The following is a 12452-nucleotide window of genomic DNA, read 5'->3' on the forward strand; positions in this document are numbered from 1 at the left end:
GCCGACCCGCGTGAGCGGGGGTCCGGGCCGGCGGTTCGCCGTCGGCCCGGCCCTCCCGCTCCTGCCGTTCCTGCTCTTCGTCCTCGTCTTCCTGGTCGTCCCCACCCTGACCGTGGTGCTGGGCGCCTTCCAGGACGAGGACGGTCGCCCGACGCTGGGCAACCTCGACGCGCTGACCAGCGAGGCCGCGTTGACCGCCCTTCGTGGCTCGCTCGTCCTGTCCGCGTCGACGGCGGTGATCGGCGCCGTGCTGGGCGCCGTGCTGGCGTACCTCATCGTCTCGATGCCGGCCCAGAGCCTGCTGCGCCGGGCGACGCTCGCGGTGAGCGGAGTGCTGGCCCAGTTCGGCGGGGTCGTGCTGGCGTTCGCGTGGATCGCGACCATCGGCCCGGTCGGTGTCGTCACCCAGGCGGTGGCCGACCTCCTTGGCGCCGACCTCTACGGCGACGGCTGGCTGTTCGGCCTGCCCGGTCTGGTCGTCGTCTACTCCTACTTCCAGATCCCCTTGATGGTGATCGTCTTCACCCCAGCCTTCGACGGCCTGCGACCGCAGTGGCGGGAGGCCGCGGTCAACCTCGGCGCGAGCACCTGGACCTACTGGCGCTACGTAGCCCTGCCGCTGCTCACACCGCCCTTCCTCGGCGCGCTGCTGCTGCTGTTCGCCAACGCGTTCGCGGCGTACGCCACTGCGGCCGTGCTGGTCAGCCAGGGACAGCCCATCGTCCCGCTCCTGATCCGCCAGGCCATCACCAGCGAGGTCCTGCTCGGCCAGGCCAACGTGGGCTATGCGCTCGCGTTCGAGATGATCGTCGTGGTGACGGTCGTGATGGTGGGCTACAGCCTCCTCCTCCGGCGTGCGGCGAGGTGGATGCGATGACCCAGTCCCGGGGCTTCAAGGTCTTCCGCGCGGTCGGCCTCCTGCTGTTCGCGACGTACTTCTTCGTGCCGCTGCTGGCGATGCTCGACTTCTCCACCCAGGCCCGGGGGAGCGCGCCCGGCCGCACCGGGGCCAACTGGTCCTTCATGGTCACCGACGAGGACCTCCGCTCCTCGATCATCGCGTCGCTGCTGCTGGCGCTCTTCACCGTCGTGCTGATGGTGGCCCTGCTCGTGCCCACGATGGTGTGGGTGCGGCTGCGGGTCCCCCGGGCACGCGGGCTGATCGAGTTCCTGTGCCTGCTGCCGCTGACGATCCCCGTGCTGGTCATCGTCGTGGGGATCAGCAACGTCTACTCGTGGGTGACCTACCTGCTGGGGGACAGCGCCCTGGTTCTGACGTTCGTCTACGTCGTGATCGTGCTGCCGTACTCCTACCGGGCGATCGACGCCGCGCTGTCCGCGATCGATGCCGCCACGCTGGCAGAGGCCGCTCGCTCGCTGGGCGCCGGGTGGTTCACCGTGATCGTGCGCATCATCATGCCGAACATCACCAGCGGCATCCTCGGAGCCGCGTTCATCGCAGTGGCGCTCGTGCTGGGCGAGTACGTCGTCGCCTCGCTGCTGCACTTCGACACCCTGCCGGTGGCGATGGCGGCGCTCTACAAGAGCAACGGTCCCGCCGCCATGGCCGCTGCCCTCGCCTCGATGATCCTCGTGGCCGTCCTGCTCGTCGGCCTCACCTTCCTCAGCCGTGACCGGCACAAGCAAGGAGCGTCTTCATGACCGACCTCTCGACCGAGCGTGGGCTGGCCGTCGAGCTCTCCGACCTCACCCGCGTCTACGGAGAGGTCCGCGCCCTCGACGGACTGACCCTGCACATCGAGCCCGGCGAGCTGGTAGCGCTGCTCGGCCCGTCGGGGTGTGGGAAGACGACGGCGCTGCGCATCCTGGCCGGTCTCGACCAGGCGACCTCCGGCTCGGTGTCGGTCGGGGGCAAGGACCTGACCAGGGTGCCGGCCAACAAGCGCGACATGGGCATGGTGTTCCAGGCCTACAGCCTGTTCCCGCACATGACGGTGATCGACAACGTCGCCTTCGGCCTCAAGCTGCGGGGGAGCGACAGCGCGGCGCGCCGCAAGCGGGCCGGCGACATGCTGGACCTGGTCGGCCTCAGCGAGCACGCCGACCGCTACGCCCACCAGCTGTCCGGTGGCCAGCAGCAGCGCGTCGCGCTGGCGCGGGCCCTGGCCGTCGAGCCGTCGGTGCTGCTGCTCGACGAGCCGCTCTCGGCGCTCGACGCCAAGGTGCGCGTGCAGCTGCGCGACGAGATCCGCCGGGTGCAGCTCGAGGTCGGCACGACGACGTTGTTCGTCACCCACGACCAGGAGGAGGCGCTCGCCGTCGCCGACCGGGTCGGTGTGATGAACGCCGGTCGCCTCGAGCAGCTCGCGCCGCCCGCCGAGCTCTACTCGGCCCCGGCCACCCGGTTCGTCGGCGAGTTCGTCGGCCTCAGCAACCGGCTGCCGGCCGACGTCCGCGACGGGGTGGCCGCCGTCCTCGGCCGCGAGGTGCCCGTCCTCCCCGGCTCGACCACGGGACCGGGTCGGGCGCTCGTGCGTCCCGAGTCGGTCTCGGTCGTCAAGGACGCCGAGGGCGCTGCGACCGTCACGACGGTGATGTTCCTCGGACCGCTCTCGCGGGTGACCTGCACCCTCGCCGACGGCACGGACGTCGTCGCCCAGCTGGCGAGCTCGGACGCGTTGCGACTGGTGCCCGGCGACGCCGTGCGCCTCGAGGTCGCGCCCTCGCCGGTCCTCGTCGTGGCCTGAGGCGTCAGCGCCAGGGTGTGACCAGGGCCGTGAGGTCGGGCGCGAGTTCCTGCATCAGCTTGGGGCCGAAGGTCACGCGGTGCACGCCCATCACCTGCAGGTCCTCCAGCGACCCCGCGGCGCTGCCGGTGCGCGGGTTGGCGATCACGTTGACCGGACCGGACAGCGCGTCGAGGAGGGCCTGCAAGGCAGCCGCGTCCGGTACGCCGACGGGGTAGACGCACCGCGCGCCCGCCTCCTCGCATGCGCGCAGGCGGGTGGCGGCCTCACCGACCGGGTCCGCGAACTGGTCCTTCTTGAGGAACACGTCGGTGCGCGCGTTGACCACCAGGTCGACGCCGGCCGCGTCCGCCGCCTGGCGGATCGCGCCGATGTAGTCGGCGTGCTCTGCCGCCGAGCGCATCCGCCCTCCCTCGGAGTGCACGGTGTCCTCGATGTTGAGGCCGGCGGCGCCGGCCTCGAGCAGCCGCTCGACGAGCTCCTGGGGCGTGGCGCCGTAGCCGGCCTCCATGTCGGCGGTCACCGGGACCTCCGGCACGGCCGAGCAGATGCGTCGTACGCCGTCGAGGGCGTCGTCGAGCGACATGTCCTCGTTGTCGCCCTGGCCGCGGGAGTCGGCCAGCGGGTGGCTGCCGATGCTGAGCGCGCCGAAGCCGGCCTCGGCGACGACCTTCGCGGACCAGGCGTCCCACACGTTCGGCAGGACCAGCGTGGAGCCGGTGTGGTGGAGGTCGAGGAGCCGGGTGGCGAGGGCGGCGACGGAGGTGGTCATGCGTCGAGGCTGCCACGCGCGAGGCCCGGAGCACAGGGCCGCGGGGCATAGGACCGCGCGGACGTGCGTTGCACCGGCATGCAGGTCCACGAGGCAGCGCCCGGCCCCGGGCTGGAGTCCGTCCTCGACTCCGTTCTCGACTCGGTCGTGATCGGCGCCGGGCAGGCCGGTCTCGCGGCGTCGTACTTCCTCCGCCAGCGCGGCATCGACCACCTCGTCCTCGACGCCAACCCGGGCCCAGGCGGGGCGTGGCAGCACCGGTGGGCGTCACTCAGCATGGGCGACGTCCACGGGGTCGCCGACCTGCCGGCGTCCACCGCCCCCGACGGCAGCGACCGGGCGGCCAACCTGGTCGTGCCCGACTACTTCGACGGCTACGAGCGGTGGCACGGCCTGCCGATCGTGCGTCCGGTGCAGGTGGACCGCGTCGAGAGCGAGGGCGACCTCCTCGTCGTGCGCGCGGGCGACCGCGTCTGGCGCACCCGGACGTTGGTGAACGCGACCGGCACCTGGACGCGCCCCTTCGTGCCGCACTACCCGGGCATCGCGTCCTTCGTCGGCGAGCAGCTGCACACGGCCGGCTACCCGGGGGCCGAGCACTTCCGCGGCAAGCGCGTGCTCGTGGTCGGCGGCGGCGCCTCCGCGGTGCAGTTCATCGGCGAGCTCGCGCCCGTCACCGACACGCTCTGGGTGACCCGCCGCCCGCCGGTGTGGCGCGACGACGACTTCGACTCCGCCGCCGGCCTCGCCGCGGTCACGGCCGTCGAGGAGCGCGTACGACAGGGACTGCCGCCGGCGAGCGTCGTCAGCGTCACCGGCCTGGCGCTGCGGCCCCAGGAGCAGGAGGCGGCCCGGCAGGGCGCCTACGAGCGGCGCCTCCCGATGTTCGAGCGGATCGAGCCCGACGGCGTGCGGTGGGCCGACGGCCGCTTCGAACCGGTCGACGTGATCCTCTGGGCCACCGGCTTCCGCCCCGCCGTCGAGCACCTCGCGCCCCTCGGCCTGCGCTCCCCGCAGGGCGGCATCGCCCTCGTCCCGGTGCCGGGCAACGTGCAGGGCGCGACCACGGCCGTGGGCGACCCGCGCGTGCAGCTCGTGGGCTACGGCCCCTCGGCCAGCACGGTCGGCGCATCACGCGCGGGTCGACAGGCCGCCCTCGCGGTGTCGCGGCACCTCGCTGCCCTGGCCGCCTGACGCGGCTCCCGGCTCAGGCGGACGCGGCGGTCGCAGCGATCGCCTGCGCGAGCGGCACGTGCTCCCGAGCACGTGTCGCGGCCTGCCTGAGCAGTCGCGCGGCCACCGTGCCGTGCCCGTCACGGAGCGCGACCTGGGCGGCCCGCCACCGGCAGTACGCCTCGTCGTGCGGTCGGTCGAGGTCGCGCCAGGTGGTGGCTGCTTCGGCCCACGCCTCAACGGTGTCCCGGCCGAACAGGCGCCGCTTCTCCGCCCTCCACTGGGGCCGGTACGACCGGTCGGCGAGGACTGCTTGTCCCTCGAACGGGTCGTGGTGCAGCCCCACCCACAGCTCGTCGAGGCTGCGGCCGACGTCCTGCCGGTCGAGCGTGGGGTCGACGATCGTCGCATCGACAGCCGCCCTGGCCGTCAGCGCGAGGAGCTCGCCCGCGGTGCCCGGGGCGACCTCGTCGTGGCGCGACACCAGCACCCTCTTCGCGAGCTCGACTCCCTCCACGGGGCAACCCGTCCAGACGGCGTGGTGCAGCCGCGCCTCGAGGATGAAGGTGTCGATCACCTCGTGCGCGCCCGGCTCGAAGCCTGCGAGGCGCCGGCCGGCGGCATCGACGTGGCCGAGCAGCACCTCCAGGATGGCGCGCTCGAGGTGGAGGAGCGGCAGGTCCGCCGGCTCCTCGCCCTGGGTCTCGACCCGGAGGCCCTGCAAGGCGTCAGCGATCCGTCCGGCCCGGCGGAGCGCCTGCGCCACGTTGGTCATGAGCACGTTGGCGTGGCTGGTGGTGATCTGCCACCTGGCTGCCTGCTCGAGCGCCGGCCCCGCCGCCCGCAGCACGTCCTCCGCAGGCCGGCACGCCATCAGGAGGATGTCCGTGTGGCGGACTGCGACGGTCAGGTTGCGCGGCAGGCTGCTGTCAGGGCCGAACTCGCGGACCACGCGCTCGATCTCGTCGACGCTCCCGAGGTGACCCAGCGTGCCGAGCTGCCAGGCCCACTGGGCACGGACCGTGCGTTCGAGCTGGCGGTCCCCCGCCTCCGCCGCCACCTGGGCGGCCTCGGCCAGGACGAGGGTCGCGTCGATGCGCCGGCCGTGCCACTCGAGCTCGGATCCCCGCCACGTCAGCGCCGCAGCAAGGCCTGGAGAGGGCGGCAGCGTCCGGTAGAGCGCGATGGCCTGCTCGACCAGCTGCAGGCCGAGGTCGCCGGAGACGAACTGCGACGAGTTGAAGCGGGCCAGGTAGCGCAACAGGTCCGCGCGTTCGGCGGTGTCGTACAGGTGGGGCGGGTCGGGCAGCGCCAGCTCGGACTCGAGCACGGGCACCGCGTCACGCGGCCGGCCGGCGAGGTCGCACTGGCCGGCGATGCCGGCGACGACCTCGTGCCTGCGGGTGGGTGGATCGTCGACCTCCGCCACGTCAGGCGGCCACAGCGCCAGCGCGCGTCGCCAGTGCTCGGCCGCCTGCAGTCCCGCGTACCGCTCGGAAGCCGCACGCGCGGCCCGCACCTGCCAGCCGCGCTCCTCGTCAGCGTCACCGGCGTCCTCCCAGTGCCGGGCGACCTCGGCGGGCTCGGCGTCGTCGCTGGCCGCCAGCACGCCGGCCACCGACCGGTGCATCGCGGCGGCCTCAGCGGGCATCATCCGGCGCCGTACGGCCTCCGCGAGGAGCGGGTGGCGGAGCTGGACGCCACCGCCGTCGACGTCGAGGATCCGCTGGGCCAGCAGCGTGCGCAGGGTGTCGGAGAGCCCGTCGGCCTCCAGACCAGCGGCGCGTGCGATCTCGCCCTCCGTCAAGGGTCGGTCGGCGATGCCCAGCACGGAGACGACAGCCCAGTCCAGTCCGTCGAGTCGAGCCACCCGGCCGTCGAGCAGGTCGCCCAGGAAGGTCGGGTCACCCGCGTCAGCGTGGGCGAGCTGCTCGGTGAAGAGAGGCTGTCCCAGGCTGCGCGCGTGGATGCGGGCGGCGTCCGCTGTCGTCGTGCCGGGTCGGATCAGCCGGACCTGCTCCACTGTCTCCTCCTCGGTCAGAGGTCCGAGGGGCAGGACCGCGGCATCCCGCCGCACCCGGCTGAACCACTCCCGGTGTTCCGCGGAGACCGCAGGGTCCTCGGTGCGCCAGGAGCCGACGACGCTCGAGCCCGCGTGGCGGACCAGGTGCTCGACGACGTCCAGGGTCAGCTCGTCCGCCCAGTGCAGGTCCTCGAGCACGAGCGCGAAGGGCTGCTCCGTCGACAGGGCTCGGCACAGCTCCGCGACACCCGAGAACAGCCGCTGGCGCAGCCACCTGTCGTCCGGGTCCGCAGGCGGCGCGTCGGTCGACCACTCGGGGAGCACCGTCGCCAGCGCCTCGCGGACGTAGGTCGGGCACCGCTGAAGAGCGGCCGCGACCACCTGCCCGTCATCGACGCGGACCACGTGGCGCAGGGCCTCGGCCACCGGGAGGAGGGGGACCTCGGTCGAGAGCGGGAGGCACCGACCCACGGCGACAAGGACACTTCCACGCACGGCGGCGCACCCGGCGTCGACCACCGTGGTCTTTCCCATCCCGGCCTCTCCCGTGACCAGGAGCAGCCCCCGGCCGGCCTCGAGGTGTCGTCGTACGACGTCGAGCTCCGCCCGCCTACCCGCGATCGCAGTGGCCGGGGCGTCTGTGTCGGCGACGGGCGCCGAGGCAGCCAGCCACGACGCGTGGAACGTGGCGGGGTCGCCGCCCATGGCCTCGACGAGGAGCTCGAGGACACCCCAGGACGGCAGCGTCGGCGAGGAGAAGGCCTTGGACACGGTGGTGTGGGAGACGCCCGTCTCGCGAGCGAGCGCGCGCAGGCTCCGCCACCCGTCGCGGTGGTGCAAGTCGTGCAAGGCGGTGACGAGGTCCCGGTGGGGACCAGGCGGCAGGTCCGGGCGGGGGAGTGGGCTCACGTGGGATCCCTCCCTCGGCCGTGGTCCTGGTCCTCAGCATCGACCCGCTCGGCCGTCATGTCCACGGAGTTGCGCGGAATCTCGCGGCCGTCCGTCGACGGTCCGGACACCCGCTTCTCCCGCCCCGGCACAATCGAGGGATGGAGGGACGGGCTCGGCACCTCGCGGCACTCGTCGCCTGCGCGCTGGTCGTGTCCGCCTGCACCTCGCCGTCGCCCTCCGAGGAGCCGCCCGCCGGCCCGGGTGTCGGCAGCACCTCGACGACGCCGCCGGCCCGGGACGGGCAGGTGACCCTGGCCTTCGGCGGCGACGTGCACTTCGAGGGCCACGCGGCTCGGCTGCTGGACCGTCCCGGCGGGCTGGGGAGCATCGCCCGCACGCTGCGCGCCGCCGACGTCGCCATGGTCAACCTCGAGACGCCGGTGACGCGGAGCGGACGACGTGACCCCAAGGAGCTCGAGAACGCCGGCGACCGCTACTGGTTCCGCACCCGACCTGCCGCCGTCGGCGTGCTGGCCGACGCCGGCGTCGACGTGGTGAGCGTGGCCAACAACCACGCGGGCGACTACGGCGCCGTCGGCCTGCAGGACACGCTGGCCGCCGGTCGGGAGCGTGGCGTCGCGATGGTCGGCGCAGGCCGGGGCGAGGCGGCCTACGACCCCCACGTGGTCGAGGTCGGCGACCTCGAGGTCGCCTTCCTCGCGGCCGACGGCGTCCAGCGGGAGGGCGCGAGCGACGTGTGGTCGGCGAGCACCGGGCGCGTCGGTACGGCGTCGGCGCGGGGGAGCAACGCCGCGGGCCTGGTCGCCGCGGTCGAGGCGGCGTCGGCGCGCGACCAGCTCGTCGTGGTCTACGTGCACTGGGGCCGCGAGTACCAGTCCTGCCCGACGCAGTCGCAGCGACTGCTCGCCCGTGACCTCGCCGACGCCGGGGCCGACGTCGTGGTGGGGAGCCACTCCCACGTCCTCGGCGGCGGGGGATGGGCCGGCGACGCGGTGGTGGCCTACGGGCTGGGCAACTTCGTCTGGTACCACGCCCGCCAGGCCCGGACGGGGGTCCTGTCGGTCACGCTCGACGCCGGGGGTGCCGTGCGGAAGTCGTGGACGCCGGCCAGGATCTCGCCGACCGACGGGCGGCCCGTCCCCGTCACGGGAGCCGCGCGCAACGGCGCCGTGGCCGACTGGCGTGCCCGGCAGCGATGCACCGGACTGGCCGCCGACCGCGGCGGCGCGCAGGCCGACGATCCGGCGTACGGCTCGTCGGTGAGCCGCATCGACGCGAGCCTCGCCGACCGGATGCGCCGCAGCCACCGACCCGGCTGTCCCGTCGCGCTCCGTGACCTGCGCCACCTGCGAATGACGCACCGCGACTTCGACGGCCGGGCGCGGACCGGCGAGCTGGTCGTGCACCGGCGGTGGGCGCGGCAGGTGGCGGACGCGTTCGGACGCCTGTACGACGCCGGCTTCCCGATCGCCCGGATGCGGCTCGTGGACGACTACGGGGCCGACGACGACCGCTCCATGGCAGCCAACAACACCTCCGGCTTCAACTGTCGACGGGTCGCGGGGCAGCGCAGCTGGTCGCAGCACGCATACGGCGCGGCGATCGACATCAACCCCGTGCAGAATCCCTACGTCACGCGGGGAGGCGTCGACCCTCCGGCCGGTCGGCCGTTCGTCGGGATCGCCCGGGACCGGTCGGCACCCGCGCGGCCCGGTGTCGTCCGCGCCGGCGACATCCCGGTCGCGGCGTTCGCCCGCATCGGCTGGGAGTGGGGCGGCGCCTGGGTGTCGACGAAGGACTACCAGCACGTCGCGGCGCCGCGGGGACGCTGAGCGGACCCGGGTCAGCCGCGCTCCCGGACGGCCGCCCGCGGCTTCGGGACCCTCGGCCCTCCCAGCGTGGCCGAGGAGACCGTGTCCGGCACCGCCGCCCGGGACCGGTCGATCACTGCGAGGAGCGGCACGTGCCCGCGTGCCTGCGCATGGGCACGACGCAGCAGCCGGCGGGCGAGCGTGTCGCGGCCTTCGTGCAGCGCGAGCTCGCCCGCCCGCCAGCGGGAGTACGCCGCCTCGTGCGGGCGACCGACGAGGTCCCACTGCTCGGCCGCACCGATCCAGTGCTGCAGCTGCGCGACGCCGTGGAGCCGGGCGAGCTCGGCGCGCCACGTGCTGCGGGTCGCAGGGGCGGCGGCGTGTGCTGCCTCCGGGGCGAGCGGGTCGATGGCCCACTGGCGCTGCCAGGCCGAGAGACGAGCGGCGAGGACGGCACGGCGGGCGGGGTCGGCCTCGGTGACGTCGGCCCCTGCGCGGGCGGCGAGGCACAGCAGCGACCCGGTGTAGGGCGACCACGAGGTGGCCGTCTCGCCGGCGATGCCGTCACCGATCCGGTCGAGGGCCTGCGCCGGCAGGCCGCGCCACAGGTCGCACAGCGCCTGGACGGTCACCACCGCCTGCCGGTGCGCGCTGACGTCGAAGTCGAGGGCCGCGATCGCCTCCAGGCGGCGGTCAGCCGCCTCCAGGTCGCCGTGCGCCACCTCGACCCACGCCCGGGTGAGGTGCAGGAAGCGGGTCGCCTGCCGGGGCTCGTCCTTGGTGCGCGGACGGACCAGCCGGGACGCGGCTCCGGTGGCTCCGGCGTGCAGGCGGGCCTCGGCGACGTTGCAGAGGAGCATCGTGCTGAGGAGGAACGAGTCGATCCCGGCGGCGCGCACGGCAGCCAGCCCGGGGTCCGCAGCGTCGGCCACGTCGTCGGCCGGCGCGCACAGCATCAGCAACAGATCGGTGTGGTAGGTCCCGAGCCAGACGTCGCTGAAGGGGTTGCCCTCGACGAGGATGGTCCTCGCCTCCCGGGCTGCGCGCAGCCCGTGGGCCGTGCGCCCCAGGACGATGTCGTGCCAGGCGCGCTCGACCAAGGCATCGCGGTGCAGCGCCGGATCGTCGAGCCGGGCGCTGATCGCGAGCATCCGGTCGATCACGAGGTCGGCCTCGTCGTTGCGACCGGCTCCGCGCAGCGCTCCCGACTTGTCGCCCATGGCCCGGACCAGTGAGTCGCGGTCGTCGAGCGCGTCGAGCACCGCGATCGCCTCGTCAGCGAGGCGCACGGACGTCTCCGGGTCGACCTGCGCGAGCACCTGGCTGGCCCTGCGCAGCGCGCGGGCGTGGTCGTGGTCGGGCGGCGCCGGGGCGAGGGCCAGGGCCTCCTCCACCCACGACCTCGCCTGTTCGGCGCGCCCCGGGCCGATCGCGGAGTGCACGAGCTCCAGCAGCAGCTCGCACCGGGTGATCCCGGCGTCGGCCGGGGCCGGGCCGTCGGCGGGCCAGAGGGCCAGGGCGCGCTCCCAGTGGACCGCCTCCTCGTCGCGGGACAGCCCATCGCAGGCCGCCCGCCCGGCAGCAACCCGCCACCGCAGCTCCTCACGAGGATCTCCGGCGCCGCGCCAGTGCTCCGCGACCTCGGCCGGCGACGGGTGCGACGTCGCGGCCAGGACGGCGGCCAACCTCCGGTGGGTCGGTACGGCCTCTCGCGGCACGAGCCCGGCCCGCACCGCGGTGGCCGTCAGTGGGTGGCGGACGGTGACGTCGGTCGCGGCGTACGGGTCGGCGAGCAGGTGCCGGGACACCAGCTCACGGCGGGCGTCGGCGAGCTCGGCCCGGCCCATCGACGTCGCGTCGGCGACGACCGGCGGGGGGAGGGGGCGGTCCGCGAGTGCTGCGACGAGGAGCACCGACCTGGCACTCGGGCTCAGGTGGTCTAGCTGCCGGGCCAGCAGGTCGGCCAGCGGCTCCGGCTCCGCGTTCGCGGTCATCGAGCGGGCCAGCTCCTCGGTGAACAGCGGCACCCCTCGGCTCTGCGCGTGGACGCGCTCGACGTCGCCGCGTCGCAACCGGGGCCCGATGAGCAGCCGCAGCTGCTCCCGTGTCTCCTTGTGGGTGAGCGGCGCCAGGTTGAGCACCAGCGCCGCCTCGCGACGCACGCGCGTGAGCCACGCGTCGGCCTCCGCGGACCCGCCGCTGCACAGGCTGCCGACGATCGGGACGCCCCGGCCACCGACGACGTGTCGCTCGATGAAGCCGCGCGAGCTGGGATCGGACCAGTGCAGGTCCTCGAGCACGAGCGCCAGCGGACGGAGCGAGGACAGCGCGGCGAGGGTGGACTCGATGGCAGCGAAGAGGCGAGCGGACGCGAAGCGGTCCTCGAGGTCGCGACCCGACAGCCCGATCTCCGGCAGGATCCGGGACAGCGCCGGTGCCACGAAGCCCGGGCAGCGGCCCAGCGCCTCGCCGAACCACCGACCCCCGTCGTCGAGCCAGACCCGGCGCAGCACGTCGGACACGAGCGCGAAGGGCGCGTCGGCCAGGATCGGCAGCCCGCCTGCCCGGGCCACGAACGTCGACACCTGCTGCGACGCTGCGGCCAGCAGCGTCGTCTTGCCGATGCCGGGCTCGCCGGTGACGACCAGCAGCCCGCCGCCGGCCTCGAGGTGGCGGCGTACGACGAGGAGCTCGGCGCGGCGACCGGCGATGGTCCGCGCGGGAGGGGGCAGGTGCCGGGCGCCGTCCGCCGTCGCGGCGAGCCAGAGGTCCCGGAAGTCGGACGGGTCGCCGCCGATCGCCGTCACGACCGCCTCGAGGAGCGACCACGCGGGCAGTCGTGGGTGTGTGAAGAGGTGGTGCACGGTGGTGTGCGAGCACCCCGCCCGGCGGGCGATGGCGCGGAGGCTGGGCTGCCCGGCTTGGTCGTGCAGACGGTGCAGCGCATCGACGAGGTCGAAGTGCGGTCCGGGCTCGAGCTCGGGCTGGTGCAGCAGGCCCATCGGCCCTCCCAGGGGTTCCTCCTCAGGATCGACCCGCGGTGGGGGGTTGTC

The 12452-nt window shown here is 74.2% G+C and carries 8 protein-coding genes; 5 read left to right on the forward strand and 3 right to left on the reverse strand.

The features are described from left to right. Window positions 1-10: 10 nt before the first annotated feature. The 3 genes from JOD65_RS23690 to JOD65_RS07955 are packed head-to-tail and all read left to right on the forward strand — an operon-like array spanning window position 11 to window position 2708. On the forward strand, window positions 11-877 hold the full coding sequence (locus JOD65_RS23690) for an ABC transporter permease (protein ID WP_191192946.1): 867 nt from the start codon (window positions 11-13) through the stop codon (window positions 875-877). Further along, window positions 874-1662, forward strand: a complete 789-nt coding sequence (locus tag JOD65_RS07950; protein WP_191192945.1) for an ABC transporter permease — start codon at window positions 874-876, stop codon at window positions 1660-1662. Before JOD65_RS23690 ends, JOD65_RS07950 begins: the two co-directional genes overlap by 4 nt. Next, complete coding sequence (locus JOD65_RS07955) at window positions 1659-2708, forward strand: ABC transporter ATP-binding protein (RefSeq protein WP_191192944.1); 1050 nt, start codon at window positions 1659-1661, stop codon at window positions 2706-2708. Before JOD65_RS07950 ends, JOD65_RS07955 begins: the two co-directional genes overlap by 4 nt. 4 nt (window positions 2709-2712) lie before the next feature. Here the strand turns inward: JOD65_RS07955 and JOD65_RS07960 are convergent, their stop codons facing one another. Then, a complete protein-coding gene (locus tag JOD65_RS07960) occupies window positions 2713-3480 on the reverse strand; it encodes an isocitrate lyase/PEP mutase family protein (protein WP_191192943.1) in 768 nt (255 codons plus the stop codon). Between the two features lie 78 nt (window positions 3481-3558). Here JOD65_RS07960 and JOD65_RS07965 point away from each other — a divergent pair, with 78 nt between their 5' ends. Then, entirely contained in the window at window positions 3559-4674 is a 1116-nt protein-coding gene (locus JOD65_RS07965) for an NAD(P)-binding domain-containing protein (RefSeq protein WP_191192942.1), read from the forward strand. 13 nt (window positions 4675-4687) lie between these two features. On the opposite strand, the gene JOD65_RS07970 is transcribed toward JOD65_RS07965, so the two are convergent. Next, window positions 4688-7585, reverse strand: coding sequence for an ATP-binding protein (locus JOD65_RS07970; protein ID WP_191192941.1), 2898 nt, complete (start codon window positions 7583-7585; stop codon window positions 4688-4690). Window positions 7586-7725: 140 nt separating this feature from the next. Here JOD65_RS07970 and JOD65_RS07975 point away from each other — a divergent pair, with 140 nt between their 5' ends. Further along, a complete protein-coding gene (locus tag JOD65_RS07975) occupies window positions 7726-9420 on the forward strand; it encodes a CapA family protein (protein ID WP_191192940.1) in 1695 nt (564 codons plus the stop codon). A gap of 11 nt (window positions 9421-9431) precedes the next feature. Here the strand turns inward: JOD65_RS07975 and JOD65_RS07980 are convergent, their stop codons facing one another. After that, on the reverse strand, window positions 9432-12401 hold the full coding sequence (locus JOD65_RS07980) for an ATP-binding protein (RefSeq protein WP_191192939.1): 2970 nt from the start codon (window positions 12399-12401) through the stop codon (window positions 9432-9434). Window positions 12402-12452: the final 51 nt, after the last annotated feature.

This window comes from Nocardioides cavernae (assembly GCF_016907475.1).
Taxonomy (GTDB): Bacteria; Actinomycetota; Actinomycetes; order Propionibacteriales; family Nocardioidaceae; genus Nocardioides; species Nocardioides cavernae.

What these genes read in the sequence shown, in the direction of transcription:
- JOD65_RS07975 (WP_191192940.1), top strand. Translation starts at nt 7,726, where the DNA reads ATGGAGGGACGGGCTCGGCACCTCGCGGCACTCGTCGCCTGCGCGCTG.
- JOD65_RS07980 (WP_191192939.1), bottom strand. Translation starts at nt 12,401, where the DNA reads ATGGGCCTGCTGCACCAGCCCGAGCTCGAGCCCGGACCGCACTTCGAC.
- JOD65_RS07960 (WP_191192943.1), bottom strand. Translation starts at nt 3,480, where the DNA reads ATGACCACCTCCGTCGCCGCCCTCGCCACCCGGCTCCTCGACCTCCAC.
- JOD65_RS07950 (WP_191192945.1), top strand. Translation starts at nt 874, where the DNA reads ATGACCCAGTCCCGGGGCTTCAAGGTCTTCCGCGCGGTCGGCCTCCTG.
- JOD65_RS07965 (WP_191192942.1), top strand. Translation starts at nt 3,559, where the DNA reads ATGCAGGTCCACGAGGCAGCGCCCGGCCCCGGGCTGGAGTCCGTCCTC.
- JOD65_RS07955 (WP_191192944.1), top strand. Translation starts at nt 1,659, where the DNA reads ATGACCGACCTCTCGACCGAGCGTGGGCTGGCCGTCGAGCTCTCCGAC.